Origin of the sequence: Paraburkholderia sp. CI3, assembly GCF_050436505.1 — a bacterium.
Taxonomy (GTDB): Bacteria; Pseudomonadota; Gammaproteobacteria; order Burkholderiales; family Burkholderiaceae; genus Paraburkholderia; species Paraburkholderia tuberum.
Genome location: NZ_JBNDMI010000004.1, coordinates 357477 through 383049, shown reverse-complemented (window position 1 = coordinate 383049; position 25573 = coordinate 357477). Strand labels below are relative to the sequence as shown.

27 protein-coding genes and 2 pseudogenes are annotated in these 25573 nt (G+C 63.4%); 11 read left to right on the top strand and 18 right to left on the bottom strand.

The window, feature by feature from the left end; all coding sequences use genetic code 11:
* Nucleotides 1–7 precede the first annotated feature (7 nt).
* The 7 genes from tssG to tssB all read right to left on the bottom strand — a co-directional run bounded on the left by tssG (nt 8) and on the right by tssB (nt 6912).
* Complete coding sequence (gene tssG / locus OKW29_RS23260; protein ID WP_429292759.1) at nt 8–1024, bottom strand: type VI secretion system baseplate subunit TssG; 1017 nt, start codon at nt 1022–1024, stop codon at nt 8–10.
* A complete protein-coding gene (gene tssF, locus OKW29_RS23255; protein WP_429292758.1) occupies nt 988–2880 on the bottom strand; it encodes a type VI secretion system baseplate subunit TssF in 1893 nt (630 codons plus the stop codon). Before tssF ends, tssG begins: the two co-directional genes overlap by 37 nt.
* A 5-nt stretch (nt 2881–2885) precedes the next feature.
* The gene (gene tssE / locus OKW29_RS23250) at nt 2886–3389 is read right to left on the bottom strand and encodes a type VI secretion system baseplate subunit TssE (RefSeq protein WP_184029511.1); all 504 of its coding nucleotides are present in this window, start codon (nt 3387–3389) and stop codon (nt 2886–2888) included.
* Nucleotides 3390–3402: 13 nt separating this feature from the next.
* Nucleotides 3403–4215: a type VI secretion system accessory protein TagJ gene (locus OKW29_RS23245; protein WP_429292757.1), complete on the bottom strand. Its 813-nt coding sequence runs from the start codon at nt 4213–4215 to the stop codon at nt 3403–3405.
* A gap of 57 nt (nt 4216–4272) precedes the next feature.
* Complete coding sequence (locus tag OKW29_RS23240) at nt 4273–4776, bottom strand: Hcp family type VI secretion system effector (protein ID WP_090804249.1); 504 nt, start codon at nt 4774–4776, stop codon at nt 4273–4275.
* Between the two features lie 112 nt (nt 4777–4888).
* Complete coding sequence (gene tssC / locus OKW29_RS23235; protein WP_429292756.1) at nt 4889–6382, bottom strand: type VI secretion system contractile sheath large subunit; 1494 nt, start codon at nt 6380–6382, stop codon at nt 4889–4891.
* An 8-nt stretch (nt 6383–6390) separates the two neighbouring features.
* The gene (gene tssB, locus OKW29_RS23230) at nt 6391–6912 is read right to left on the bottom strand and encodes a type VI secretion system contractile sheath small subunit (protein WP_184064122.1); all 522 of its coding nucleotides are present in this window, start codon (nt 6910–6912) and stop codon (nt 6391–6393) included.
* Between the two features lie 418 nt (nt 6913–7330).
* Here tssB and OKW29_RS23225 point away from each other — a divergent pair, with 418 nt between their 5' ends.
* The 3 genes from OKW29_RS23225 to OKW29_RS23215 are packed head-to-tail and all read left to right on the top strand — an operon-like array spanning nt 7331 to nt 10621.
* Nucleotides 7331–8299 (top strand): hypothetical protein, encoded by a 969-nt coding sequence (locus tag OKW29_RS23225; protein WP_429292755.1) that lies wholly within the window; start codon nt 7331–7333, stop codon nt 8297–8299.
* Nucleotides 8296–9186 (top strand): c-type heme family protein, encoded by an 891-nt coding sequence (locus OKW29_RS23220; protein WP_184064128.1) that lies wholly within the window; start codon nt 8296–8298, stop codon nt 9184–9186. Before OKW29_RS23225 ends, OKW29_RS23220 begins: the two co-directional genes overlap by 4 nt.
* 28 nt (nt 9187–9214) lie before the next feature.
* Nucleotides 9215–10621: a serine/threonine-protein kinase gene (locus tag OKW29_RS23215; protein ID WP_429292754.1), complete on the top strand. Its 1407-nt coding sequence runs from the start codon at nt 9215–9217 to the stop codon at nt 10619–10621.
* A 29-nt stretch (nt 10622–10650) separates the two neighbouring features.
* Here OKW29_RS23215 and OKW29_RS23210 read toward each other — a convergent pair whose 3' ends face one another.
* The 6 genes from OKW29_RS23210 to OKW29_RS23185 form a co-directional block, all read right to left on the bottom strand.
* A complete protein-coding gene (locus OKW29_RS23210) occupies nt 10651–10878 on the bottom strand; it encodes a hypothetical protein (protein ID WP_090804235.1) in 228 nt (75 codons plus the stop codon).
* The gene (locus tag OKW29_RS23205) at nt 10875–11429 is read right to left on the bottom strand and encodes an RNA polymerase sigma factor (RefSeq protein ID WP_429292753.1); all 555 of its coding nucleotides are present in this window, start codon (nt 11427–11429) and stop codon (nt 10875–10877) included. The genes OKW29_RS23210 and OKW29_RS23205 overlap by 4 nt, the downstream gene beginning before the upstream one ends.
* A gap of 513 nt (nt 11430–11942) precedes the next feature.
* On the bottom strand, nt 11943–12827 hold the full coding sequence (locus OKW29_RS23200) for an anti-sigma factor family protein (RefSeq protein WP_429292752.1): 885 nt from the start codon (nt 12825–12827) through the stop codon (nt 11943–11945).
* Nucleotides 12828–13049: 222 nt separating this feature from the next.
* Nucleotides 13050–14114, bottom strand: coding sequence for a catalase family peroxidase (locus tag OKW29_RS23195; RefSeq protein WP_429294915.1), 1065 nt, complete (start codon nt 14112–14114; stop codon nt 13050–13052).
* Nucleotides 14098–15030, bottom strand: coding sequence for an anti-sigma factor (locus tag OKW29_RS23190; RefSeq protein WP_429292751.1), 933 nt, complete (start codon nt 15028–15030; stop codon nt 14098–14100). The genes OKW29_RS23195 and OKW29_RS23190 overlap by 17 nt, the downstream gene beginning before the upstream one ends.
* Nucleotides 15027–15581: an RNA polymerase sigma factor gene (locus OKW29_RS23185; RefSeq protein WP_429292750.1), complete on the bottom strand. Its 555-nt coding sequence runs from the start codon at nt 15579–15581 to the stop codon at nt 15027–15029. Before OKW29_RS23185 ends, OKW29_RS23190 begins: the two co-directional genes overlap by 4 nt.
* 403 nt (nt 15582–15984) lie before the next feature.
* Between OKW29_RS23185 and OKW29_RS23180 the strand changes: the two are divergent.
* The 3 genes and pseudogenes from OKW29_RS23180 to OKW29_RS23170 all read left to right on the top strand — a co-directional run.
* Nucleotides 15985–16458 (top strand): annotated as a pseudogene (locus OKW29_RS23180) (glutathione S-transferase C-terminal domain-containing protein); the annotation flags it as partial.
* Nucleotides 16459–16487: 29 nt separating this feature from the next.
* A complete protein-coding gene (locus tag OKW29_RS23175) occupies nt 16488–16619 on the top strand; it encodes a VOC family protein (RefSeq protein WP_429292749.1) in 132 nt (43 codons plus the stop codon).
* 14 nt (nt 16620–16633) lie between these two features.
* Nucleotides 16634–16918: a VOC family protein gene (locus OKW29_RS23170; protein ID WP_429292748.1), complete on the top strand. Its 285-nt coding sequence runs from the start codon at nt 16634–16636 to the stop codon at nt 16916–16918.
* Nucleotides 16919–17039: 121 nt separating this feature from the next.
* On the opposite strand, the gene OKW29_RS23165 is transcribed toward OKW29_RS23170, so the two are convergent.
* Nucleotides 17040–17789, bottom strand: a complete 750-nt coding sequence (locus tag OKW29_RS23165; RefSeq protein WP_429294914.1) for an SDR family oxidoreductase — start codon at nt 17787–17789, stop codon at nt 17040–17042.
* A 160-nt stretch (nt 17790–17949) separates the two neighbouring features.
* Here OKW29_RS23165 and OKW29_RS23160 point away from each other — a divergent pair, with 160 nt between their 5' ends.
* Nucleotides 17950–18075, top strand: coding sequence for a hypothetical protein (locus OKW29_RS23160; RefSeq protein ID WP_429292747.1), 126 nt, complete (start codon nt 17950–17952; stop codon nt 18073–18075).
* Between the two features lie 155 nt (nt 18076–18230).
* On the opposite strand, the gene pqqD is transcribed toward OKW29_RS23160, so the two are convergent.
* From pqqD to OKW29_RS23140, 4 genes and pseudogenes are all read right to left on the bottom strand, one after another.
* Complete coding sequence (gene pqqD / locus OKW29_RS23155) at nt 18231–18512, bottom strand: pyrroloquinoline quinone biosynthesis peptide chaperone PqqD (RefSeq protein WP_184029584.1); 282 nt, start codon at nt 18510–18512, stop codon at nt 18231–18233.
* Nucleotides 18509–18607 (bottom strand): annotated as a pseudogene (locus OKW29_RS23150) (pyrroloquinoline-quinone synthase PqqC); the annotation flags it as partial. The pseudogene OKW29_RS23150 and the gene pqqD, both read right to left, overlap by 4 nt.
* 65 nt (nt 18608–18672) lie before the next feature.
* Nucleotides 18673–18747: a pyrroloquinoline quinone precursor peptide PqqA gene (gene pqqA, locus OKW29_RS23145; protein WP_090805708.1), complete on the bottom strand. Its 75-nt coding sequence runs from the start codon at nt 18745–18747 to the stop codon at nt 18673–18675.
* A 304-nt stretch (nt 18748–19051) separates the two neighbouring features.
* On the bottom strand, nt 19052–21037 hold the full coding sequence (locus OKW29_RS23140) for a sigma-54-dependent Fis family transcriptional regulator (protein WP_429292746.1): 1986 nt from the start codon (nt 21035–21037) through the stop codon (nt 19052–19054).
* Between the two features lie 369 nt (nt 21038–21406).
* Between OKW29_RS23140 and OKW29_RS23135 the strand changes: the two genes are divergently transcribed.
* From OKW29_RS23135 to OKW29_RS23120, 4 genes are all read left to right on the top strand, one after another.
* On the top strand, nt 21407–23134 hold the full coding sequence (locus OKW29_RS23135; protein WP_187626801.1) for a methanol/ethanol family PQQ-dependent dehydrogenase: 1728 nt from the start codon (nt 21407–21409) through the stop codon (nt 23132–23134).
* A gap of 116 nt (nt 23135–23250) precedes the next feature.
* Entirely contained in the window at nt 23251–24522 is a 1272-nt protein-coding gene (locus OKW29_RS23130; RefSeq protein ID WP_429292745.1) for a c-type cytochrome, read from the top strand.
* An 86-nt stretch (nt 24523–24608) separates the two neighbouring features.
* Entirely contained in the window at nt 24609–24923 is a 315-nt protein-coding gene (locus tag OKW29_RS23125; RefSeq protein WP_429292744.1) for a high-potential iron-sulfur protein, read from the top strand.
* Nucleotides 24907–25338: an RNA polymerase sigma factor region1.1 domain-containing protein gene (locus OKW29_RS23120; protein WP_429292743.1), complete on the top strand. Its 432-nt coding sequence runs from the start codon at nt 24907–24909 to the stop codon at nt 25336–25338. The genes OKW29_RS23125 and OKW29_RS23120 overlap by 17 nt, the downstream gene beginning before the upstream one ends.
* The last annotated feature ends 235 nt before the right edge of the window (nt 25339–25573 follow it).

Below are 25573 nucleotides of genomic sequence, written 5' to 3'. Positions count from 1 at the left end.
CCGGACTTCACTCGGCCGGGTTCAACACGACCTGGTCGGCATCGTTGTGCTGCGGATAGCGGCCCATCCACGTGTTGAAGCCCATGCGGGCCGCCTGACCCAGATGCGTCAGCGGCACTTCTTCTTTCTTCAGCACGAGCTGCACGTCCCACCCCTTCTCTTCGCCCACATACAACTTGACCGCCGCTACCAGTTGCAGGAGCGTGTCGCCGCCCGGCAAAAAACGGTTGAACTCGTTGCGGGTCAGCGGCCCGACGCGCAGCCGGAAGCGCTGCTGCGCGCCGCGCACATGCGTGCCGAGCAATGCGTCGCGGCCCATCGAGGCCATGCTCTTGCCGATATGCAAACGCGCGTCCCGAGGCAATTGCATCCACCCGGCGACGAACTCGAGCACGCGCACCGGCACACCGAAGAAGTGCTCGAGAAAACGCCTGAGTCCTTCGGCATTGCGCGCTTGCGGCACCAGACGCCCGGCGAAAAAGCGCTTGTACTGATCGGGCAGCGCGTCGCGTGCGTCGAGGTGCGGCGTGGCGATGCCGATCAGCGCGCCGACATAGGTGCGAAACCGATCCTGTTCCGGACGGTCCAGCTGCACGGTGGGCTGCGCATCGGCCCACGCGCGATAGAAGAGGCTCAGCATCCGGTGATGAAACACGTCGGCAAACGCGACGAACGTCGCGTCTTTCGCGTTCCGCTCCCGATCGACGGCGTATTCGGTGAGGTGCAACGGCAGCGGCCCGTTCGGTCCGAACAAACCGAGAAACAGCCCAACCAGCCGCGCCGGCCGGCCGGCCTTTCCCGCCTCGAAACGCGCGATGCTGCGCGACGGAAATTCCAGTGCCGCGGCATGGGCGAGACGCACAGGATCTTCGGCCGGCCTGGTCGAATGACCGAACCGCGGCCGTTCCGGATACGCGCATTCGAGACGGCGCATTGCCTCGAAGAACTCGAAATCTTCCGGGCTCGCGCGCAACGCGGCTTCGAGCACTACAGGATCGGGCGCTTGCCGGGATTCGCGGGCCATCGGGCCACCTCGTTTCGTTCGAGCGTGCGCAACACCGTCTCGGCAAACGAATTCAGCGAGACATAGCGCGCAAAGAAATGCTGCAATACCGACGCGAGCAGAAATGCGCCGCTGCCTTCAAAAGCGGCATCGTCGCAGCTCAGCGTAATCTCGAGCCCGCGGCCATACGTGATCGGCCCGGGCACCGGCACGCGACGCGTGATGGGCTTCGCCGCGACATGCTTGATGCCTTCGATCTGCCGTCGCGTCGCGGCGTCGAACTCGTCGTGATACAGGCCGAGCATTTCGCGCAGCGCCGCCGCGCCCGTTTCGCCTTCCTCGTCGAGCAGTGACAGATAGTTCAACTGCAGGTGGCTGATGAGCCGCCACGCGGATTCGCCGGTCGCGGTCGGCGCGCGTGGCCGGGTCGGTCCAGCCACGCAGCGGATCGACGACACGGGCGCGTCGGTATCGAGCGTGAAATCGGTGTACGACTTGCCCACCGGCATATGCAGCGGCAAATCGCGATTCGTGCACAGCAGCTGCAGTCCTAACTGGCGCAGCGTGGTCGCATAGGGCGCGTCGTTGGCATCCACGAGTGCGATAAACGTTTCGCTGCCGACGTAGCTCGAGCGTGCGCCGCGTTGCTTCTGGCGGCTCGAGACCAGCCGCGGCTCGCGGCGCAGCGTGTAGAAGGCCGCCTGCCCGCCGTGCCATGTGCGAGCGGTGCTGTCATAGAACGGCAGGAAGCTTTGCTCCGGCTCCTGGCGATCGCCGTAGCCCTGCACTTCCAGCACGCTATGCACTTCGAAATCCATCGGCCGGGTGTGGTCGCCGAGCACGTGATACTCGGTGTCGCCCTGCTGCACATGAATACGGTCCGCGCGGCGCTCGAACAGATTGATTGCCGGCGCGCAGAACAGGCGGAAGTTGGCTGCATCGATCGCGTTGTGCAGGCGCGTCACGCTGCGCTCGAGCCACACCACGATCTCGAACTCGTTGCCCCGCGAACGTGCGAGCAGCGGGTGCAGCTCCGTGAACTCGGCAAACAGGAAACGCTCCGGACACGCGAAATACTCCTGCAGCAGCCGGTAACCGCTGAACGAACGGCCACCGTAGGGCAGTATCGCGTCATCTTCGTCGAAGCCTTTGGCGCGCAGCGCCGACGCGTCATGCTGTGTCTCGATGGTTTGCCCATCCGGCGCGGTTGCGCGCACCGTATAGCCGATGCGGTTGGCCATCAGCTGCTCGTAGAGCCATCGCGGCAGATCGTCGGCGCCGGCGAGATAGACCGGCAGGCTGTCGAGCGCGAGCGTGTTCGCCGGCACGCCGCAAAGCGTTGCGAACTTCAGGCGCAAACCCGCGCGGACCTGCCCGGCTTTCGACGGCGGCGGCACGAGCTCAGCGGCGGCAAGCGCCGCAGGTGTGTCCAGGTATCTCGCCTCGGTGATCGCGAGCGGCCACAGCGTCACGTCGTGCGCGGTGCGGTATTCGCACGCCGTGCGCTCACCGAAGCCGGTGAGACTGCGCAACACCGTGTGCCGCGCGACCGGGTGTCCGGTGGCAGGAAGGTCTTCGGCTTGATCCGGATACAACTGCACGACCGCCATCGATGGAATCGGCGTCAGGTAATGCGGGTAGATCATCTCCAGCAGATGCTGCGTGAACACCGGATACTGCGCATCAAGCTTCATTTGCACGCGCGCCGCCAGAAACGCGAAGCCTTCGAGCAACCGTTCGACGTACGGGTCAGCGCAATCGAGACCTTCCATCCCGAGACGGCCGGCAATCTTCGGATACTCGCTCGCAAACTCCGCGCCCATCTCGCGGACGTGTTGCAGTTCGCGGTTGTAATAGCGCAAGTGTCGTGGGTCCATGACGATCAGCCGAAGTGTTGCGACACGTGAAACACGCCGGTCTCGAGATCGACGTCGGTGCGAAGATAGAGAGAAAGCGGCATCGGGTTCGCCCACATGTCGGCTTCGATCAGGAAACGCAGCGAACGGCTACCCATGCGCGCTTCGTCGACCTCGACGCTCACCTGAACAGTGCTGGCGATCAGACGGGGTTCGAAGTCGAGCAGCGCCGAACGGATCCGGTTCTGCAACAGCTCGGCATCGATACCCGATAACGCCGCACCCGCAAGATCGGGGATACCGAAATTCAGTACGGAATTACCCACCTGCGCGAATCCGGTCAGCTCGTCGCTGCTCCAGTGCCGCGTGCAGTTGAGCAGCCACGCGATATCGCGTGTCACGTATTCGCGCAAGCGCGCGGCCGTAATGACGCGCTGCTCCCGGCTCTCCTCGCGCTGCGCAGGATCGAAATCGGTGAGACGATCGAGCAGCGACGGCTGCAGACGCTCCTGGGGCATCAGTTCTGCCATGACGTGCGCCCCCTCAAGCTGTTTCGAACGTGATCGACCGCACGTCGAGCAAGGGATATTCGTCGACGTCGGTGATCAGCATGCGCTGACCAACGCCGACGAAACAGCCGTCGCCGAGATCGGTCCACGCCGTACGCTTTGCCAGCGCGAGCGCGACGTCTTCACCTCGCTCGCTGCCGCAATAGCGGCAAGGCACGAAGCCGATCGCCTCATCACCGCTCTTCCAGGTGATTCGCACCGGCGCCCAGATCTTGTCGCGCAGATCAGTGGGCGCATCGAAAGACAGCGCAGCGACGCGCGAGAACGGCACCCACGCATAGCTGTCCTTCAGGATCACTTCGAGGCACGGCCCGAAACGCGGGTCTGCGTCGGCGATCCATTCGAACGGCACGCCGTCGATGCTGCCGCGCACCGTTTCCGCTTCGTCGAAGGCTCGCGCGCGCAATGCGAGCGCTTCGGCGATCCGTCCGCCGCACAGTTGTTGCAGCGACTGCAACAGCAAGCGCTCCCATTCCGACCGCTCGCCGACCGTTGCCGGGTTACGCAGGGCGGCCAGCACGGCTTCGCGTTCGCGTTCGCCGACCAGTGCCGCGCGGTAGGCGGCGACCATCAACGCGTTTTGTCGTTCCAGTTCGCCCGCCACGGTCAACTGGGTTCCGGCACGCTCCCAGTCACCCCGCAACGCAAGCAACTGAAACAGAAACACGCGCAGCGTCGCGTCCGCCGGCGAGTTTTTCACTTTCGCGGCCAACGCTTGCAACGCGTCGTTCAAATGACCGTCCGCGAGCAGCTTTTCAGGTTTGACATCGACTGAAGAAAGTGTCACTGGATGTGCTCCATTCAATGAAAGAAAGCGGGCGAAAAGACCGGTATCGCCGCCTGCTTACTGCTTGGTGACCTGCTGGATATCGAATGTGAAATCCTTGGTGCCGCCGTTTGCCTTGCCTTCATCGTCCTGCGGCTGGAACGAGTACTTGAACTTCCCGAAATGCAACGTGATGTTCTCGGTGAGTCGTTCGTCGCCACCGCTGCCGCCCGTGGATACCGACGTGACCAGCACCCCTTCGCTCAGCTCGATGGTCAGGAAGTCGGTCTGCTGACCCGTTGCGTTGGTGACGTACAGATAGGCGTTGTCGACTCGCGCGCCCGTGCAGCAAGCGTTTAGCAACGCGTTCGAGCAACTGTCGATGTACTTCGTGACGGTGATGTCCTGAATGTTGGCCTTGCCGCCCGATGCATAGCCCGCACCCGTGTGCAGATTGCCGGTATTGCTGGCGCCCCACGACCACGCGATGATCGGAACCTGGTTCTTGTGCTTCGAGTGATTGGAAGCGCCCTGGATCGTGACCGCTCCGGAGCCGAATTTCAGGTGCATGTCGAATGCCATAGTGACCTCTATTTGTGAGTCAAAGAGTGCGCTCGCCGTAGCGACGAACGATCAGGACCGGAACGCTGCCGCTCCGGACGATTACCTGCAAGGTGAGATGCAGCAGAAAGCCTCAGGCCGCCTGCGCGGAAGGCAGTCGCGATACGAGCCGCAGCGATACGGTGAGTCCTTCGAGCTGGTAGTGCGGCTTCAGGAAGAACTTCGAGGTGTAGTAGCCGGGATTGCCTTCGACGTCCTCGACGACGACTTGCGCGGCAGCGAGCGGCTTGCGGGCCTTGGTTTCCTCGCTGGAATTCACCGGATCGCCATCGACATAATTCATGACCCAGTTCGACAGCCAGCTCTCCATCTGCTCGCGCGTGCTGAATGAGCCGATCTTGTCGCGCACGATGCATTTGAGGTAGTGCGCGAAACGGCAGCACGCGAACATGTATGGCAAACGTGCCGACAGATTCGAATTCGCCGTGGCGGCCGGATCGTCGTACTCTTCCGGCTTCGCGACCGATTGCGCGCCGATGAATGCCGCGATGTCCGAATTCTTGCGATGCACGAGCGGCATCAACCCCATCTTGTCGAGTTCGGCCGAGCGCCGATCGGTGATCGCGATCTCGGTCGGGCACTTCATGTCGACGCCACCGTCGTCGCTCGGGAAGGTATGCACCGGCAGACTGTCGACTGCTCCTCCCGACTCGACGCCGCGAATCCGCGTGCACCATCCGTAGTACTTGAACGAACGGTTGATGTTTACCGCCATCGCATACGCAGCGTTCTGCCATGTGTACTTCGATGAATCCGCGCCTTCGGTGTCTTCTTCGAAGTCGAACCCGTCGACTGGGTCGGTCTTCGCGCCGTACGGCAGGCGTGCAAGCGTGCGCGGCATCGTCAGCGCGAGATAGCGGGCGTCGTCCATTTCGCGAAGCGAACGCCAGCCCGCGTAGTCCGGCGTCGTGAAGATCATCGACAGATCGCGCGGATTGGCCAGCTCGTTCCAGCCTTCCATGCCGAGCAACGTCGAATCCGCCGCCGAGATGAACGGCGCATGCGCGGCGGCGGCGACCTGCGAAATGCCGCGTAGCAGTTCGACGTCCTGCGGACCGTGATCGAAGTAGTAGTCGCCGATGAGGCAGCCATACGGTTCGCCGCCCAGCTGACCATATTCTTCTTCATAGATGCGCTTGAATACAGGGCTCTGGTCCCATGCAACGCCCTTGAAGCGCTTGAGATTTTTTGCGAGTTCCTTCTTCGATATGTTCACCACCCGGATCTTCAGCATCGGATCCGTTTCGGTGTTGGTAACGAGATGGTGCAGCCCTCGCCATGCGCCTTCCAGCTTCTGAAAGTCCGCGTGGTGCATGATCTGGTTCAACTGCTCGCTGAGCTTGCGGTCGATCTCGGCAACATACGCGTTGATGGTTTGCGTCAAGTCATCCGAAACGATGTGCGAATCCTGCAGCACCTGTGCAGCGAGCGTGCGCACGGCCGATTCGACTTCCTGCTTCGCGCGCTCGTTCTTCGGCTTGAACTCCCTGTTGAGCAGCGCGGCGAAATCGTCGGTGTCGCTCAATGCACCCTCGACGTCTTGCTCGATCTGATTCTGGCTTTCCATGATCGCGCTCACTCCTGTGCGGGTTCGGTGTCGGCGGCTTTCGGCGCCGCGCCCAGCGATTGCAGCAAGGCGGGATCCTTGATCGCCTGCGCGATCAGCTTCTCCGCGCCCGACTTGCCATCGAGATAAGTGCCGAGGTTGGCGAGCTGCGTGCGCGCCTCGAGCAGCTTCGCGAGCGAGTCGACCTTGCGCGCCACTTCGGCGGGCGAAAAATCGTCCATGCCTTCGAAGGTGATATCGACCGCCAGATTGCCTTCGCCCGTCAGCGTGTTGGGCACGCTGAAGTTCACCCGCGGCTTCATCGACTGCATGCGGCTGTCGAAGTTATCGACGTCCACTTCCACCGCCTTGCGCGCTTCGAGCGGCGGAAGATCGCCGGCATTGGCGCCTGACAGATCCGACATCACACCCATCACGAACGGGATCTGCACTTTTTTCTGCGCGCCGTACAGTTCCACGTCGTACTCGATCTGTACGCGTGGCGCCCGATTGCGCGCGATGAATTTCTGACTGCTCTGTCTCGTTGCCATGCGCTGATTTCCTCTGGTATCCGTAGGGTTTCGTGAATCCGGCGATGCATCTTACGAGCCTGCACTCGACTTGCCGCGTTGCAGACGCGTCGTCCATGCACCCAGAACAGCGCAGCATCGCGATCTATTCCACGTCTGTCGAAACTGTTGCGTTCATGTTCCAGATCACACTCGCCGCCGTCTGCGCAAATCAGAACAGCCCAGCCGGGCAGATATTCCGTTGTGTCGTGGACTGGATCTTTTCGTGCGTGCGTCACGCAGAGACAGGCTCACCATATGGGACACGCGAAGGCGAGTTTGTGATCATCGAAACCCTGGAATAAACCCGCGAGCCGGCTGTTCTGTTGATACTCGCGCGATATAACGCGCCGTATTCACCGCGCTTCGCCAATTGAAACGCTCAACCAGGCTCATCTGGATGATCTTCGGACTTTTCAAGCGGTCTGTACCGTTCGCCTTGCTGCTGCTCGCACCCTATGCCAATGCGGCGTGGACGCTCGTGCAGGCCGATGCGCCCGCCACCGTCATTCATGAGACGGGGCGTTATCAGGCAGATGTCGGGCAGCGCTTTGCGCTTGACGATATGGTCGAAACGCCGACGAGCGCAGGCGTGCAGATCCAGGACGACGCGGGCAATAGCGTCGCGCTGGGTCATGGCACTCGCGTGATGCTGATGCGCGACGGGCATATCGCGGTGCTCGGCGGCTGGCTGAAGGTGCTGCACGCGTGCGACGCAAACACGGCGAATTGCGCCGCGCCTGTGATCGAAACCGCGCGCACGCGATTCACGCCCTCGAACGACACCGTGCTGGTCATCGCGGCAACAGCAACGAATTATCGGAGTGCCAATGAGCAGATCGCCCACGCGCAAGACCGCGACGCAGTGTTCTGTGAGAGCGGCGCGGCCAGCATTCTCGGCATCGGCGCTTCGCACGGCAATGTTGCGCCGCTCAAGCTCGATGCGCATCGCTTCGCCATGCATCCCGCGGCGAGCGACACGATTGCCGTGACAGCAGGCCCTGATCCCGCATTCGTCGCCGCGATGCCGGTTACATTCCGCGACGCGTTGCGTGTGCTGCCGATGCCGGCCCATCCACGCAACGAGCCGCCGGGCAGCATCCGACCGGTCGCTTACGACGACGTATCGGACTGGCTCGACAGCGAACTCGCGGTGCGCAGGGATCCATCGACGCGTTTCTCTTCACGCTTTCGGGCGCGCCTGACCGATCCCGCGTTTCGCCGCGCAGTCGTGCAGCGCATTCGCGATTTGCCGGACTGGCGTGCGCTGGTCTTTCCGCCGCCACCGCGTGTGGTGATACGGAGCACCGCAATCCAGACCGGTTCCGCTTACCGTTCCGCTTACCCATCCGCTCCGGTTCGCCCATGAAGCTGTCACTCGCCATCAAGTTCAATCTCGTGTTCATCGCGATCTTCGCGATCGGACTGACCGCCATCGGATTCGTCGCGGATCGTGTGTTGCAACAGCAGGCGCTCGACGAAACCCGTCACGATGCGGACGTCCTTCTGAACGCCGCCAGCGCGATGCAGAACTACACGGCGCAACACATCACGCCGCTGCTCGCGACACAGATCAAATATTCGTTCGTGCCCGAGTCGGTGCCGGCGTACTCGGCGATCGAAATGCTGAACTCGTTGCAGAGCGCGTTTCCGAACTTCTCGTACAAGTCGGCGATGCTCAATCCGACCAATCCGCGCGACCGGCCAAGCGACTGGGAAAGCGAAGTGATCGCCCATCTGCACGACCATCCGGAATTGAAACAGGCCACCGGACAGCGTCATACGCCGGGCGGCGAGCAGTTGCTGTTTCTCGCCCATCCGAGCCGCATTACCGACGCCGCGTGCATGCAATGTCACAGCACGCCGTCCGCGGCGCCGCACACGATGATCGACAAGTACGGGCCGGCCAATGGTTTCGGCTGGACCATGAACGACGTGATCGGCGCAGAGTTCGTGTCGGTGCCGATGTCGGAGTCGATCGCGCGCGGCCGTGCGGTATGGCGCAGCCTGATGGTCTCACTGACCGCTGTATTCGCGGTGGTGCTCGTCGTGCTGAACGCGATGGTGCACTTCCTCGTCACGCGGCGTTTGCAGATGTTGTCGCGCGCCGCGGACGAAGTGAGTCTCGGCAAACTCGGCGACGTCGAACTGCCGGCCGGCGGCAGCGATGAAATAGCGTCGCTCGCGGTGTCGTTCGGACGGATGCGCACGAGCCTCGTCGCAGCGTTCGAGATGATCGAAGAGCGCCAGGCGTAAGCGTGCCGCACACATCGTGGACGACTCCATGACTTCCCGAACCAGCGCGACTCCGCGACAGATCGGCCGCTATCGGGTCGAACGGGTGCTCGGTCACGGCGCGATGGGCACGGTCTATCTCGCGACCGATCCGCATATCCAGCGCGAGGTAGCACTAAAAACGATTCGCACCCCGTCACTGAACGACGGACAAGGCACGGCGGAGCCATCCGGTGCGGAGCTGACCGCACGCTTTCTCAACGAAGCGCGCGCTGCCGGCCGTCTCGTGCATCCGCACATCGTCGGCGTGTTCGACTATGGCGAGGCGCAAGGCGTCGCGTTCATCGCGCTCGAATACGTACGCGGCGAGAACCTCGCGCAACGGCTCGCGCAGCACGCCCGCGATGGCAGCATGATGCCGTTGCTCGATGCGCTCACGTGGTTCGCGCAACTGCTCGATGCACTCGCTTATGCGCACGAACTCGGCGTGATCCATCGCGACATCAAGCCCGCCAACCTGCTGATCGCGCCGCGCGGCGAATGCAAGGTGACCGACTTCGGCATCGCACAGCTCGATACAGGACGCCTGACGCAGGCCGGCATGATGATCGGCACGCCAAGCTACATGTCGCCGGAGCAGTATGCAGGCGCGGAGATCGACGCACGCAGCGACCTGTTTTCCGCCGGCGTCGTTCTGTACGAGATGCTGAGCGGGCAATGCCCGTTTAGCGGCGCGCCAGCCGCCGTGATGCATCAGGTGATGAACGAGATGCCGCCGCCCCCATCGACGCATGTCACAAGCCTGCCCGCCGAACTCGATGCCATGGTGCTGAAGGCGCTCGCCAAACGGCCAGACGACCGCTATGCGTCCGCGCAAAGCTGGCGCAACGCCTTGTTGACGCTGCACGACTCGTTCATGGCGCGGCTCGATCCCGACCATACCGTCGTGCGCGCGCAGCCGTTGCGCCAGGCGCTTGCGCCAGCGGCGGGGGCTGCCAGACCAGACTGGCCACCCGAGTTTCTGGCCCAGCTGGAGCAACGGCTCGCCAGCCACGTCGGCCCCATTGCCTCGCTGCTCGTGCGGCGCGCCGCGTCGCACGCGACCGACTCGCAAACACTGGCGGCTCGGCTTGCGCGCCATTTGTCCAACGACGCCGCTCGTCGTGAGTTCGATACGCTGCTCAAGCAGCACGTGATCGCTTCGGACGATGCATCGAAGCGCGGTACGCCGCCCATCGAATCGACATCCGCGGCGTGCATGCCGCTCGATGCCGGGCACGTCGAGGCCGCTGCGCGGCGGCTCGCATCGCACGTCGGACCGTTCGCACACGTGATCGCCGAGCGGGCCGCGCGTGGCGCGGACGCAGCGACCTTCCGTGCGCGACTGGCCGACGCGCTGCCGGCGTCGGTGGATCGCGAGGCTTTTTTGCGTACCTTCGACGACCCGCCACCCTGAATCTCCCGGCTCGCGCCGCCGATCGATCGTCAGGCGGCCGCGATCAGGCGATCGATCCGTAACCGCAGCGCTACCGGCAATGCGGGCAAGCTTTGCCGGCCAACGATCTCAGTGTATGGAAACTTCGATGCCATCAGCCATATCACGCGATTCGCAATATCGACGGACTCGTGCATCGCTCGCTCTATGTCGGCCACGCGCGCGTGAGCCAACGTACGATCGACATAAGCAAGCAGGTCGGCGTCGTCGATCGTCATCGCCCGACTTCGACCCGAGGTGGAGCCGAACGTGCGGCCGGTCCCGCGCCGCTGTCGAAGCGCGCGCCGATGCTTTGCCGCGCGCGCGACAGGCGGCTCATGATCGTGCCGATCGGAACATCGAGCACCTGCGCGGCTTCGGCGTAACTCAATCCTTCGAACGCGACGAGCAGCATCACCACGCGCTGAGCCTCGGGCAAGCGCCCGACGGCGGCGATGATCTCACGGCTGAGCAGCACATCTTCGGGAGAACGCGCGGCAGGATCGGAGACGGCTAGCAATGCGTCATCCCACTCGACACTCGCCCGGCCTCGTACGCTGCGTGCCCGCAATTCGTTGAGCCACGTGGAATGGATGATCGAGAACATCCAGCTGAGCGGTGCCGTGCCGGGCTGCAGTTGATGCGCCCGTTCGAGTCCGCGTACGCACGAACGTTGCAGCAGGTCTTCGGCGTCGTGCTGATTGCCGGACAGGCGCAACGAGAAAGCCCACAATCTGGGCAGCATTGCGGGTAAAAGATCCGACAAACTCTCAACGACAGTGGTGGACATGGTTGAGTGGCCAATTTCGAGTAGAGCCCTTGAACGACGGCTCGACGTGCCGCTTGAGGGTCACGTCGTAACACCGGTCACATCAGGAACAAGGCCAGACAGAATTTCTCTGGACCGGTTGATTGGTCTCTTCGCCGAGCAGAGGTTTGGCGGATCTGACGCCACCTCTTTATCTGGGACCGTTGCATGGAGTTCGTCAACGGCTTAAACGCGGATACTTGCAGAATTGCCAAAGGCAGCGCCGCTCCATTTCGATTTTGTCCTAACGCGTGCGCAGGGCATCTTTATCCAAAAACCACGGTTGCGACCAATCGTTTGTGGCTATGACCTCGATTACGAATCACGGCTCACGGCTCGCCGTTTACTGAATAGAGCGAAACAACGACCAGCGAGGTCATCGTTTCGTTTCACTACGACTCTCCTGTCATACCCCGTCACGCAAAAAACCGGCAGAACTTGACTCCGGACGCCGTCACGCGGAATGGCCCGCACTGCGATCAGATCGCGCCGCGCTTATGTACGCGCATCCCTCGGCTTCGCATCAGGCGCATCGTTAAGCGCGAACAACGCGTCCACGCTCCTGTTCGAGATCCGCTGTGCGATCGACTGGAGATCGGTTGAGTCCGGTTTGCCGATCAGCGCATAGACAAGATCGTTCTGCCGCCACGATACGACGGTCATGCCGTTCAACTGCTGTTGCGCGATCGCCTGGTCCGGTCGCGCGTCCTTCATCACACACAGCGCAACCGGCGCGCCGTGGTCGGGCAGATAGACGATCTGGACCAGCGGCTTGTCGTTGAAGCGCAGGCGCGCGACTGCCTTGAACGACAGCCCCGCCTCCCGCAAATCCGGCACACGCAATGCAATGCCGTCGACGTACCGGATCGCCGTGACGGTCTTCGCCGACGCGCCGAGGTCGGGCGTGATGTCGGCAACGGTATCGCGTGTATAGAGCCGTTGATAGCCCACCGCTGCATGGATCCACGACGTCGCGTCGTTCGACGCGACAATCGCGCCGCCACTGCCGGGCACGCCCAGCCATGCAGGTCCGAGCCGCATCGCGAGGCCCGCGCAAAACGCGCCGGCGACAAATGCCGCGGCAAGCCACAGCCGCGCCTGCGGCTTTCTTGCGGGTATCGGCTGATGGGATGCGTGATTCGATTCGTCGCGCCGTGCGGCGCTCGCCATTGCTTCGATACGGCGCTGCAATTCGCCCGGTAAAGGCGGTAGCTTCTGCGTTGCAAACGCCTCGCGATAAGGGAGCTGCGACGCGCGCAGCAAATCGACGCTCTCCTGCAACTCAGGCGAAACGGCGATTTCCTTTTCGATCGATGCCGCCTCGGACGGGTCAAGTTCGCCATCGACATACGCGATCAATTTACTGTCGTCGGGTCTCATAGGACGATAGGCTTAAAGGAGGTTGAGCGCGATCAGCATTCGCCTGCAAGGCGCAGGGCGGGCACCGCCCGTTGGTCATCAAATTCCTATGATAACCGTAGTTGCGCGTTGTTCGCAGGTCGTACGCAGCACGCGGATGGAGCGTGGAGCACTGGCCAGGACTTGCTATTGCCAGCCGTTTTCTCAGGCGTCGCTCCCGAAACCTCGCGGTAGAGACGAGATTCAATGACCATTCGATCCGGCAACGGCCTCCTCCCGAGTTCGGCGATTGAACGATACGCTATACGTCGACGACCGCGCGGCCAGCAACGGATCGGCGGATGGCGCGATGCCATCGGGCAGGATGGTCGGATTGAACGTGATGTCGCGACAGGGACCATCGATCTGCGCCTGCGCGCGATCGATGACGATCGTCCCCACGTCGACCCGCTCGCGTTGCGGTGAGTCGACCCATTGCCGCGTCGAGTCGTCGATCGGATCGCCGGGCATCGCGACGTTCAGCACCAGATGCCAGCGCAATGGCCCCTTCGCGAGTTGCGTCATCAGAGCGTGCGACAGAAAGTCTGGATCGCTTTGCGCGCGGGCTTCGACAGGACGCCAGGGACTGTCCGGCACCACCTCCCAACGCACGAAACGCTTCACGCCCTGCGCATCCGTAGTCTGGAACGAACTGATACCGAAATAGGCTTCGTTGTCGAAGCGGGACGATGGCGGGTGCAAGCGGACCCATTCGAGAAACGCGCGGGCCTCAGGATGGCCGTCGAGAAACGCCTGCATTTTTTCGGGGTTCGCCTGACCGGTGTGCGGATCCAGCGCTTCCGCCTGAAGCTGTTCGAATAGCGCCTGCGGCGTGCGCACCGCGAAAATCGGCGTCGAATTCATCGCGAGACGCCATTGCTCGCCGCGCGGCAGCGCGATCAGCAACGCGAAGCTGCGCACCAGGGCTTCGCCGTCGTCTTGTTGCGGATTGCCGCCGGGCCTCGACAGTCGCCCGACGACGGCGTAGCTGCCGCGTTCGAACACGCTTGCGCGCGATACCGACGCGCCGTTGCCGTTGCTGTCGAAGTGTCCGGTGATGCAGATGCCCTTCGCGTGGTTGCGCCGGAAGCCCGGGTGCGGCGTCGTCGTCGCTTCGAATGCATCGACGATCCGCTGCGAAGTCAGGCGCGGCGGGAACCATCCGGCGCACCAGACGAACAGCGCCAGCAGTAACATAGGCGCCCCGAAAACCGCGAGCCAGCGCAGCAGCAAGCCATGGCCTCGCTGGTGATCAGCCCGACCGGGCATCGTCATGCGCGTCCGTGCGGCCGATGGTGGTCGACACCTGGCCGTCGTAAAGGCGTTTGCCGAGTGCTTCGAGATCGACGCCGCCGTGCTCGCCGATCAGCGCATAACCGAGTTGGCCGCGCCGCCACGCCACCACGTCCATGCCGCCGACGCGATCGCGCGCGGGCGCCGCGTCGGCCTTCGCTTCTTTCAGCACGCATAACGCGACGGGGCCGCCATGCTCCGGCAGGTAGACGATCTGCACGAGTGGTTTGCCACGAAATCTCAGGCGCTGCACGCGCTTGAACGAGAGCCCTTGACTGCGCAGGTCGGGAATCTGCAAGGCCAGATTGTCGTATTGACGAATATTGGCGGCGGTGGCGGCGGTCGCGCGCATGTCGGGTTGCAACGAGGCGACGGTGTCGCGTGTGTAAAGCTGCTGATAGCCGGCCGCCGCAGCGATCCACGGCGACACGCCCGGATCATTCGATGCCGTCGTGATGGCGCCGCCACCGGTCAGTTGCGGCAACAGACGGAACGCGATGCCGCAGGAGAACACGCCCGCGACGAACGCCACCGCCAGCCACGGCAATGATGCGCGCGGCTTCAGCCGATGCACATTGCCACCGGACGGGATCGATGACTCACCGCTGGTCGCGGTATCGATTGCGTCGGCGGCATTGACCGCGCCTTGTGCCGACGCACCCGCCAGATGCTGTCGAATCAGTTCGTCGACTTTGCGGCGCAACGTCTCCGGTACCGGCGGCAAAGCCTGCTGGCTGAACGCTTCCGCGTACGGCAATTGCGAGGCCCGCAGTATCGACAGGCGCGATGCCACGTCGTCCGACTCGCGGATCGCACTCTCGACATGCGTGCATTCGTCCGGTGGCAATTCTCCGTCGACGTACGCTAACAGGGTGGTGTCGTCGATCGTCATCGCGCCGCTCGCTCGCTGCTGGATGAGCGCGCCGCCGTGGCTTCACGATTGCCGAATTGCGCCCCAAGGGTCTGCCGCGCGCGGGACAGGCGGCTCATGATCGTGCCGATCGGCACGTCGAGCGCCTTGGCGGCCTCGGCGTAGCTCAGGCCCTCGACGGCCACGAGCAGCATGACGATCCGTTGTGCCTCGGGCAGACGGTTGACGGCCGCGATGATCTCGCCATTCAGCAGGTTCTCTTCCGGCGTGCGCGCATCGGGATCAGCAACGGTCTGCAGAAAATCGTCGTCCCATTCCATGCTCGAGCGGTTGCGCACGTTGCGCGCTCTCAGCTCGTTGATCCAGGTGGAATGAACGATCGAAAACATCCAGCTCAGAGGAGAAGTGCCTGGCTGCAATTGATGGGCGCGTTCGAGTCCGCGGACACAGGCCCGCTGGACGAGATCCTCGGCGTCGTGCTGGTTGCCGCACAGGCGCAGCGAGAACGCCCATAATCGCGGCAGCATTCCCGGCAGTTGACTGGGCAGACTCTCAACCTCTGCTGTTGGCATGATTGACTGGCTAATGGCGGCTTGATGGCGGCCGGGCGTGGCGGCTAACGACTGGCCAATTCCGGCTGGTGTCCCCAAGCCGTATTGTGCAACGTTCGCAAAATGTTTGCTGACGCGCGGCAATCGGCTCGCAAACATCATCCGCGGGCAATGAGCGTCAGATCGGCGAAGCACGCGCGCCGTCTTTGACGGTCGCGTCGGCATTCGACGCGCCTTCCTCCGCTTACTTCATGATCCATGGTCGCCGGTGTCCTCACCGGCGCCAATGTGTTGTGGAAATTGCCATACCAGCGAGTGCCGCTCACCTTCAATCGCGCGAATTTTCTGCGATCGAGCCGGATGGAATAGATCGGACCGCTCGGCTGTTCTGATTTGCCGACCCGGCAACACCAAGCGACAAACGCCATTGCGCCGCAAGATCGACGAAGTAAACGACCGCGTGTACGACACGCTGAATAACGGCGTTTACAAATGCGGCTTTGCAACGACGCAAAGCGCGTACAAGGAAGCCGTCAAGCCGCTATTCGAGACGCTGGCGTGGCTCGAGGAGCGGCTCTCGACGCAACGCTTTCTGATTGGCGATACCTTCACGGAAGCGGACATCCGTCTCTTCACGACGTTGATACGCTTCGACGCTGTTTATGTCGGTCACTTCAAGTGCAACCTGCACCGGATCGCCGACTACCCCAATCTTTCCGCCTATACGCGCGATATCTATCAGTTGCCGGGCGTCGCGGAATCGGTCAATTTCGATCACATCAAACGGCACCATTACGAAAGCCATCCTGGGGTCAACCCTACTGGCATCGTGCCGGCTGGACCGGTTCTCGATTTCTTCATCCCTCACGATCGCGCGCGATTCGCACCTGCAAAGTAGGAACCTCAGTCATGTACAAGGCTCATCCCATGCTCCCTCCCGTTCGTGGCCTGCGACTCAATAACATCGCGCTCGCCGTGAGCGACCTGAACGCGATGGTCGCGTGGTACGAATCCCGACTCGGTTTCGTTGCGACCGGCGCGGCCGTTTCGACGCGGTAGGCGCGGACTACGCAATGCTCGATGCCGCTGGTTTGCGCATTGAACTGGTGTCACGCGCAAGCGCGGTGCAACGTCCGGTCGACCGGACGTCCCCGCCAGATCATCTGGCGGGGCTTGGCCTCAAAGCGATGGTGTTCGAAACCGACGACCTGGAGGCGATCACGGCCTTGCTGACGGAGCATCAGGTAGACATGGTGTGGGCCGACCAGCCGTTGAGCGCCGAGCGGCGCTCAACCTTGTTGCGCGATCCGGAGGGAAATCTGATTCATATCTTCGGCCCGATGTTGCGCCACACTTGAGACCGCATCAGGGCGGGGCCACCGACGAAATGCCGGAGGCCCGCTGGTGACAATCTCGCGAAGCTCTCTCACGACGGTGCCGGTACGGCGCACGGATTGCAGGCTGTTGCGATCGAGTCGTTTAAAGCTGACTCATGCCACCATCAGCGATGATCTCCGTGCCGACGATAAATGCCGATTCGGGTGACGACAGATGCAAGACGGTGGCGGCGATTTCCTCGGGCGTGCCGAAGCGTCCCAGGGGAATCTGATTGAGAATTTGAGCGGCAGTGGCTTCGAGGGTCGCTGCATCCATGCCGAGCTTGCCGTACAGCGGCGTTTGCACCGGCCCGGGGCTGACGACATTCACGCGCACGCCGCGCGGCAATAGCTCCGCGGACAAGGTCTTGGCGAGCGAGATCACGGCAGCCTTGCTGGCCGCATAAACGGATGAACCCGGCATGCCGATGTGCGCGTTTATCGAGCCATTGATCACCACCGAAGCACCCTTATTCAAATACGTCAGCAGCGACTGGATCTGAAAATAGGCGCCCTTGACGTTGGTATTGAAGCTCGCGTCCCAGAGCGCTTCGTCCACGTCACTGAAAGGCGCGAACTTTGCAGCGCCCGCGTTGATGAAGACCGCATCCAGCTTGATGCCCGCCTCGCCGATCGCAATGGCGAGTTCGCGCGCCGCCGCAACCGAGCCTGTGTCGTTACGAACAGCCACCGCGTCCGCGCCAAGCACCCGCCTAGCCTCTTCGAGAGCCGCGCTGTCACGGCCCGTGATGACGACTCGCGCACCTTCCGCGGCGAACGCCTTTGCTGCGGCGAGACCGATCCCGCTGCTACCGCCAGTGATCAATACAGATTTGCCATGAAATCGAGCCATGTTTTTCTCCAATGAGTCAGGTGAGTTACTGCAATTCAGTGATGCGCCGCTTCAATTGAAATGCCGTACGATCTGGGCGATGCAATCGTTCGAGATTATCGAACATTTGATCAGACGCTCGCGTGGTCCGTGCGGCGTTTTATAACGATTAACAGCCTCGATGCTGGGCTTAAACGACATTTTCTGGTTATCGGCGGTGATCTTTATCGCGATCATTCCGCTGATCTGGCTGACCAAACCGCACAAAGGTGCCGATGCAGGAGCAGCGGGAGCCGCTGGTCATTGATTGGCGCGCCGAGTGGCACGGTGGGCAACTCCACCCGGCGCGACACCAGGAAACACCGAGTCCCAGCCCTTCATGCACGCGTTCGGAGGCATCGGTACGTCAATTCGGCGAGCCGCCGCACAGGCACGGAAGGACCGGGATGGTCGTGGGCCAGGTCAGTCTAGCCAGCCGCGCAGCCGCGCGTGATCGAGAAAGCGGTAGACGTCGGGTGCAAGTTCAGACGTGCTGAAAAGCCGTTCGAGTTCGCCGATGATGTCGTCGAGCTCGTGTTCTCCGTCGCAACGCGCGAGGATCGCGCCGGCGCTAGTGTTGAGCTTCACCATCCCTTCGGGATAGAGCAGCACGTAGGCGTCCTGCGCCGCTTCCCACTGCAGGCGGAAGACGCTCCGCAGGCGGGGGCGCAGCGGCACGCCGCTATCCGCGTCACGCGTGTTCATAGGGGCCAGGCCTTTTCGACCGCATCGAGGATCGACCAGAGAATATCGAGTTTGAACCGCAGGATATCGAGCGCGCGCTGCTGCGCCTCGGGCGTGCCCGGCGTGGCGAGCGCCGCCCGCGGCGCCACTACGGCACTGCGGGCGGCACGCCGCAGCCCGCTCAGCGATTGGCGATATACATCGTGACTTCAAAGCCGAAACGGACCTCGGCGTACGACGGAGTGATCCATTGCATGGCATGTCTCCTTGTTTGCGATGGGACGGAAGAACCGCACTCGATGCGCGGCCGTTCCCTTCAAAGCAAAGGACATGCCGATGTCGCCACGCGAGGCTCGTTTGGCTCGCGCACAAGCCTTCGCCTGGGTATGGGCACCGACATCGTCAATTCGCTGACGTAAGCGGGACAAACGCGTCGCCATACGACGCGTTTCGGGAGATGGGCAGTGTTGATTTTTGGAGCACCACTGTTGCGGGATGCAACAACGGTGTGACAGCACGTGGGCGAAACAGAAGTGCTGATGAAAGCGGCGCGGTGGGGTTCAGAAGTCGTCCACCTCACGATCCGGCTCGACCGCGGGCATCTTGCGATAGATCGTGTTGCGCGACACGCCGAGCTCGCGCGCGGCCGCCGAAACGTTGCCGCCATGCCGCGCGAGCGCGGCGGCAATCACCGACACGGTCACGTCCTGCAGGCGCGCGCACTCCGGCGCGAACGCATTGCCCGAGCCCGGCGTATCCGCCGCGCCGCTCGACGAAACGCCGCAGCGCAGATCATCGAAGAAGTCATCGGGCAAATGCTCGCGCCGGATCTCGCCGTCCGCGTCGACCATGGCCGCCGCGGTGCGCAGCAGGTTGCCAAGCTGCCTGAAGTTGCCCGGCCATGGACAGCGCTCGAACATCGCCATGACATCGGGTGCGACGTGAAGCGGCCGTCCGCTCGCGCTGGCGATCGATTCGCGCAGCAACATCTTCTGGATCACGACCGCGAGGTCGGTACGGTCGCGCAGCCGCGGCAGACGCACCACGAGGCCATTGAGCCGGTAGTAGAGATCCTCGCGGAAGCGGTTTTGCGCGATCATCTCGCGCAAGTCCCGGTGCGTCGCGCAGATGATCGCGACGTCCACCGCGATGCTCCTCGTCGAGCCGAGCGGGTTGACGACGCGTTCCTGCAGCACGCGCAACAGCCGCACTTGCAGCGAGTACGGCATGTCGCCGATCTCGTCGAGAAACAGCGTGCCGCCGTTTGTCTGCAGCAGCTTGCCGATCGCGCCTTTGCGCCGCGCCCCGGTGAATGCGCCCTCCTCGTAGCCGAACAGCTCGGATTCGATCAGCGTCTCGGGAATCGAAGCACAGTTGACCGCCACGAACGGCCCGGCGCAGCGCGGCGAATCGTTGTGGATCGCCTGCGCGAGCAGTTCCTTTCCCGTGCCGGTCTCCCCATTGATCAGGATCGGAATGTCCTTGCCGATCACCCTCCTGACCTTCGCAATGACCGCGGCGACCTGCGGGTCACCCGTGTCGAGATAGCTCAGACGCGAGAGTCCGGCGGCCGCCTGCGGCGGCTCCTCGCGCGCCACCGCGCGGGCGCCGTCGTGCACGGCGACCGGGCGGCTGCCCTCGGCCAGCGACGCCCGCCTGAACTGCACGCGCGCGCAGACGACCGCGCCGCTGCTCAGATTGAGCATCAGGTGCGGGTCGAGGCTCACGCGCGCGCGATCGATCAGTTGCGCGCTCGTGGCCTGGAACAGCGACGACAGCGTATGCGCGCGCAGCCCGGCGAGCGACATGCCGAGCTGGAACTGGGCACTGCGATTGGCCGACAGAAAGCGTCCGTCGCTCGTGAACGCCACGATCCCTTCCATCAGCGTGCCCAGAAACTCCGGACGACTATGGAAGGACACTTGCAGCGTTTCGTGAAAGGTGGTCGTAAAGAGATGATTCTCGATCATCTGCACCGACATTTTGGCGAGCGCCATCGTGTGCTGATGGTAGCTGCGATAGTCGCCCGTCACGTCGAGCACCCCGATCGCGTCGCCATACGGATCGAGAATCGGCACGCTCGAGCAGGTCAGGAAGCGGTTTGCCGCCAGGTAGTGCTGGTCGCCGTGCACGACCATCGCGCAGCGCTCGGCCAGCGCCGTACCGATCGCATTGGTGCCCTGGCGGTCCTCGGCCCAGTTCGCGCCGGGCCGCAGCGCGACTTTCTCCGCGCGCGCGAGGAAGTCGTCGTCGCCGATCGAATGCAGGATCAGCCCTTCGGCATTGGTCAGCACGATCATGCTTTGCGTGTCGGCGATCTGCTCGTGCAGCGACTCCATCACCGGCATCGCATGCGCGCACAACACCCGGTTCTGCTCGCGTTTGAGCACGAGACCCGCGTTCGAAAGAACCTCGTATTCCGGCCGCGCCGACGCGCACAGACCAAACGTTTCGGAGCGTTCGTGCGCTTTCTGAATTGCCGGCACGGGAAAGTCATTGGACCGTATGGCAGTCTGAGCCACGGCCCGGTGAACGTCATCGCGCATTGTCTCCCTCCTGGAAAGCCTGGTACCTTGCCAGACTTTTCTCCGTCCTCTTAAGCAAGCTCCGGGCCATCCATTTCAGCGACAGCTTCGCCCGCGATCCTGGCGTCGCCCTCGACCCGAGCGATGCGCGCCAGCGCTGCAACTGTCCTGTTTCTCAACACTCCATCGCCCGGCGTTGTACCGGGATGCAACACATGGAGCGCTCTATGCGCGATATGTGCCGCCGCACGTTTCAGGCGTGCCGCCCTTTCGGACTCGCCCACAAAAATGGCATGTGACTTGCAGTAACGGCACCGCAACCGGATCGACACGGAACAAAGGGGCGACGCCTCTGCCGGCACTGCGTCGACAAACACTCAGGAGACGACCATGAAGAACCGTTCGCCCGCCGCAGGCCGGCTGGCTGTCCTTGGAGCGAGCATCGCGATCGCGATGGCACTGAACGTGGCTGCGGTGCACGCCGCCCCGGACTACCCCGCCGTGACCTACGAGCGCCTCGCTCAAGCACAGAGCGACCCAGGCTGGCTCACCTACTACCGCAGCTATAGCGGCCAGTCACATTCGCCACTGAAGCAGATCGATGCATCGAATGTCGCCGGGCTCAAGGAGGCCTGGAGCTATCAGTTCCCCGCGGAACTCAAGCAAGGCTTCGAAGCAACCCCGATCGTCAATGGCGGCTACCTTTTCGTCAGCACGCCGAAAGACAACGTCTATGCATTCGATGTCAAGAGCGGCACCAAGCTCTGGAAATACGAGCCGAAGCTCGGCGCGGAATCGTTCAAGACCGCATGCTGCGACGTAGTGAATCGCGGCGTCGCGCTGTATGGCAAGAACGTCTACGTGGCCATGCTGAGCGGCGAGGTAGCCGCGATCGACGCGCAGAGCGGCAATGTCGTGTGGAAGAAGCAGATGTTCGAACCGGGTCTCGGCTACGCGTTCTCGCTCGCGCCGCTCGCGCTCGACGGCGCGATCGTGGTCGGTACATCAGGCGGCGAGTATGGGATTCGCGGCTATATCGCCGCACTCAATCCCGACGACGGCTCGATCATCTGGAAGCGCTATACGATCCCGAATGCCGGCGACAAGGGCGGCGATACGTGGCCCGACGGCATGCAGGAACATGGCGGCGGCGCGGCGTGGCTGACCGGCACCTACGACGCCGCCACGCGGACGCTGTACTGGGGCGTCGGCAATCCGGGACCGTGGCTCGCCGCGCTGCGTCCCGGCGACAATCTGTACTCCGATTCCCTGCTCGCGCTCGATCCGAAGAACGGCGACCTGAAGTGGCACTATCAGTACACGAGTAACGACACGTGGGACTACGACGGCGTCAACACGCCGGTTCTTGCCAACATCAGCTACAAGGGCAAGCAGTATGACGCCATCATCCATGCCGACCGCAACGGCTTCTTCCACGCGATCGACCGCAAGACCGGCAAGCTGATCTACGCGGAGCCGTTCGTCAAGGCGCTGTCGGTGACGGGCTATACCGCCGACGGCAAACCAGTTCAGGACGCCAGCCGGTTTCCCAAGGCCGGCACGACGATCAACACCTGCCCGAGCTTTCTCGGCGGCAAGAACTGGTGGTCGACTTCCTACGATCCCGAGCGTCACATCGCGGTGGTGCCCTCGCTGCATGCGTGCATGAGCCTGTCCGGCAAGTCGGTCAGCTACATGGAGGGTCTGCCCTACCTCGGCGAAGGCTTCGAGATCCAGCCTGAACCGGGCAGCCAGGGTTATGGCGAGCTTCAGGCCATCGATGTCAATACGGGCAAGAAGCTGTGGGGTCACTGGACCAGGATGCCCTGGAATGGTGGCGTCGCCACCACGGCCAGCGGCCTCGCCTTCAGCGGCTCGCTCGACGGCCATCTGTACGCGTTCGACGTGACGACGGGCAAGGTGCTGTGGGAGAGCCCGCAACTCGCGAGCGGCATCGTCGCGCAACCTTCCGTGTTCGAAGTCGACGGCAAGGAATACGTGGCCGTGCTCGCGGGCTACGGCGGTGCGAATCCGATCTGGGGCGGCCCGATGGCCGACGTCGCGAAGGACGTTCCGCGCGGCGGCACGCTGTACGTGTTCGCGCTCGATCGCAGCTAGGCGCAGCCACCGCACCCGCACCGTTCTGCCCATCCGGCCTTCGCAGCCGCATCTTTCCGCGCCCCCACGCAGCCCATGCGGGCGCGGTGTTCCCGCCATCACAGGAACGCACCATCATGAACATTCGATTCACTCACCTTGCTCTCGCCAGCGCGCTCGTCGCCGGCGCCGCACATGTTGCCGCCCAGGCGGCCGCGCGGACGTCGTCCAGCGTCCGCGTGTGCACGATGCCCGGCAGCCCTTCGGCCGAGCTGGACAAGTCCGTTGCACGCGCGGTGTTGAGCGCGGCGGGCATTACCGCGACATTCGCGCCGCGCGGCATCGACGACGACGGCGGCGACGACGGCATCTCCGCTCGCGAGCTCTCGACATCGCTGCAGCGCAACTGCGACGTGATCGCGGGCTTTCCGCGTTCGAGCGTGGCCGACGGCTCCGAATCGCACCTGCTCTTTTCCGACAGCTATCTGCACTCCGGTTACGTCAGCGTTACGCTGCGCGGCGCCCATGCGGCCAACACCCCGGTCACGGCGCCGGACGGCAAGATCACCATTGCCGCCACCTGGTCGAGCCCGTCGCAACTGATCGCGGTCCAGCAGAAGAACGCGCGCTTCGATCTGGAAACCACCTCCGAGCTGACCGTCGACGCCCTCGCGAAAGGGCGCGCCCAGCGCGCGATCGTCTGGTACCCGGCCGTGGTGGCGTATCGGCATGCGCACCCGCAGCAGCACTTCGAGGTTGCCGTCGCCGAGTCGCCCTATGCCGACTGGAATCTGGTGTTCGCGTCGGGGCCCGACACGCAGCCGCTGCAAAAGCGCATCGATGACGCGCTCACGCGTCTGCGCAGCGATGGCCAGCTCGCAGCGCTCACGCGCAACTGGGCGCTGCCAACCACCCTCGCGAGCGGTTCGGCGACCACGGCCAGCACTCACGCGAATCTCGCGCGCTATCTCGACGGCCCGACCCAGGCGCCGCCGCGTGCGGACCTATGGCGCGTGGGCGGCATGCCCGCCGCCGGCGGCTTCATCAAGGTTGCGGCGACGACCGAGACACCGTCGTTCGATCACGATCAGGTCACCCACGGTGAACATCTGTATGCGGATTCGTGTGCGAAATGCCACGGCGAGAAGCTCGAAGGCAACACCGCGCCGTCGTTGATCGGACCGGCCTTCGCGCCAGCGGCGAACTCGCATCTGACGATCGGCGGCATTTACCAGTACATGTCGACCAACATGCCCGCGGATCATCCCGGCAAGATGAGCGACGAGGAGTACGCCGATCTGATGGCCTTCCTGCTCTATACGAATGGCTACGACACCGGCAGCGCGAAGCTGACCGCGCAAGCCGCGCAATCCTCGACCACACCGCTGAACGCTGGACCGCGCCACTAACACGTTGCTTCGCACCGCATTACGACGCCACGCCGCTTCAAGCGAATGCGGCATGGACGACCCATTTCTTTTCTCAGGGCATCATCATGGTCTCTCACAACCGCAGACACTTCATTCTCCAGGCCGCGGGCCTGTGTGCCGCGCTCGCCAGCGCCGACGTCACGCTCGCAGCGCCTCCCCCCGTCGATGAAAACGACACCGCGGCCAGTTCGCTCGGCTATCGTGCGAAAGCGAGCAGCGTCGACGCCGCGAAGTTCCCCAAGTACCACGCGGGCCAGAACTGCGCGAACTGTCGTTTCTATACCGGCGCAGCGGGCGACTCCGCCGGACCGTGCCCGATGTTCCCGGGCAAATCCGTTTCGGCCGACGGCTGGTGCAACGTCTATGCGCCACGCGTTTGAGCGCTGGTCCGTGGGTGCGCCGCCAAGCGGCGCACGCGCGATGGCCGCGGCCGATGCCGTGATCGGTCCGTCGGACGGGGACGCGTCGGCCCCCCTTCAGGCGCTGATCGAACTCGGCCTCAGGCGTGACTTCCTCACCCGCGGCGACATCGTCGACGCCCTCCCGCAGCATGCAGCCGACGACACTCCAATCGCCGCGGCAACGATGACGCTCCGCGAGTTGGGCATCGCCGTGCGCGAAGCCGCCGCTACGCAAGCGGCATGGGCGCCCGAACGGCATTTCGCGAACGCCGACGCCGTGCCGGGCGCGCCCGTCGATCCGCTCGTGGGCCACACGAGCGATCGGGTGAAACCGTACCTGCGCGAAATGGGAACGAGACCGCTGCTCGAGCGCCTCGAACGCGCGGTACAGTAAGCGCGAACGTCGGGATCCATCACACGTTCTGACGCCGTCTCCGGTCGGATGATGCTGCGTCGCAGCCGCGGCGGTGTCGTTCATCGGTCTCGCCGCTTCGCTTGCCCTCGCGCCAGAGACGTGCTCGCTGAGCCGGCAAGAGGCGGCATCGCTGAATCACTAACCCGCTCACCGGCGTGCCGTTGCCGATCAGGCAACGGCACGCCCATCGTCTCGACTCCCGTTTCCCTCTATC

Bases quoted from the DNA above. Each gene is read 5' to 3' on its own strand.
- tssG (WP_429292759.1), bottom strand. From the start codon at position 1,024: ATGGCCCGCGAATCCCGGCAAGCGCCCGATCCTGTAGTGCTCGAAGCC.
- tssF (WP_429292758.1), bottom strand. From the start codon at position 2,880: ATGGACCCACGACACTTGCGCTATTACAACCGCGAACTGCAACACGTC.
- tssE (WP_184029511.1), bottom strand. From the start codon at position 3,389: ATGGCAGAACTGATGCCCCAGGAGCGTCTGCAGCCGTCGCTGCTCGAT.
- OKW29_RS23240 (WP_090804249.1), bottom strand. From the start codon at position 4,776: ATGGCATTCGACATGCACCTGAAATTCGGCTCCGGAGCGGTCACGATC.
- tssC (WP_429292756.1), bottom strand. From the start codon at position 6,382: ATGGAAAGCCAGAATCAGATCGAGCAAGACGTCGAGGGTGCATTGAGC.
- tssB (WP_184064122.1), bottom strand. From the start codon at position 6,912: ATGGCAACGAGACAGAGCAGTCAGAAATTCATCGCGCGCAATCGGGCG.
- OKW29_RS23225 (WP_429292755.1), top strand. From the start codon at position 7,331: ATGATCTTCGGACTTTTCAAGCGGTCTGTACCGTTCGCCTTGCTGCTG.
- OKW29_RS23220 (WP_184064128.1), top strand. From the start codon at position 8,296: ATGAAGCTGTCACTCGCCATCAAGTTCAATCTCGTGTTCATCGCGATC.
- OKW29_RS23215 (WP_429292754.1), top strand. From the start codon at position 9,215: ATGACTTCCCGAACCAGCGCGACTCCGCGACAGATCGGCCGCTATCGG.
- OKW29_RS23210 (WP_090804235.1), bottom strand. From the start codon at position 10,878: ATGACGATCGACGACGCCGACCTGCTTGCTTATGTCGATCGTACGTTG.
- OKW29_RS23205 (WP_429292753.1), bottom strand. From the start codon at position 11,429: ATGTCCACCACTGTCGTTGAGAGTTTGTCGGATCTTTTACCCGCAATG.
- OKW29_RS23200 (WP_429292752.1), bottom strand. From the start codon at position 12,827: ATGAGACCCGACGACAGTAAATTGATCGCGTATGTCGATGGCGAACTT.
- OKW29_RS23195 (WP_429294915.1), bottom strand. From the start codon at position 14,114: ATGCCCGGTCGGGCTGATCACCAGCGAGGCCATGGCTTGCTGCTGCGC.
- OKW29_RS23190 (WP_429292751.1), bottom strand. From the start codon at position 15,030: ATGACGATCGACGACACCACCCTGTTAGCGTACGTCGACGGAGAATTG.
- OKW29_RS23185 (WP_429292750.1), bottom strand. From the start codon at position 15,581: ATGCCAACAGCAGAGGTTGAGAGTCTGCCCAGTCAACTGCCGGGAATG.
- OKW29_RS23175 (WP_429292749.1), top strand. From the start codon at position 16,488: ATGCTCCCTCCCGTTCGTGGCCTGCGACTCAATAACATCGCGCTCGCC.
- OKW29_RS23170 (WP_429292748.1), top strand. From the start codon at position 16,634: ATGCTCGATGCCGCTGGTTTGCGCATTGAACTGGTGTCACGCGCAAGC.
- OKW29_RS23165 (WP_429294914.1), bottom strand. From the start codon at position 17,789: ATGGCTCGATTTCATGGCAAATCTGTATTGATCACTGGCGGTAGCAGC.
- OKW29_RS23160 (WP_429292747.1), top strand. From the start codon at position 17,950: ATGCTGGGCTTAAACGACATTTTCTGGTTATCGGCGGTGATCTTTATC.
- pqqD (WP_184029584.1), bottom strand. From the start codon at position 18,512: ATGAACACGCGTGACGCGGATAGCGGCGTGCCGCTGCGCCCCCGCCTG.
- OKW29_RS23140 (WP_429292746.1), bottom strand. From the start codon at position 21,037: ATGCGCGATGACGTTCACCGGGCCGTGGCTCAGACTGCCATACGGTCC.
- OKW29_RS23135 (WP_187626801.1), top strand. From the start codon at position 21,407: ATGAAGAACCGTTCGCCCGCCGCAGGCCGGCTGGCTGTCCTTGGAGCG.
- OKW29_RS23130 (WP_429292745.1), top strand. From the start codon at position 23,251: ATGAACATTCGATTCACTCACCTTGCTCTCGCCAGCGCGCTCGTCGCC.
- OKW29_RS23125 (WP_429292744.1), top strand. From the start codon at position 24,609: ATGGTCTCTCACAACCGCAGACACTTCATTCTCCAGGCCGCGGGCCTG.
- OKW29_RS23120 (WP_429292743.1), top strand. From the start codon at position 24,907: ATGCGCCACGCGTTTGAGCGCTGGTCCGTGGGTGCGCCGCCAAGCGGC.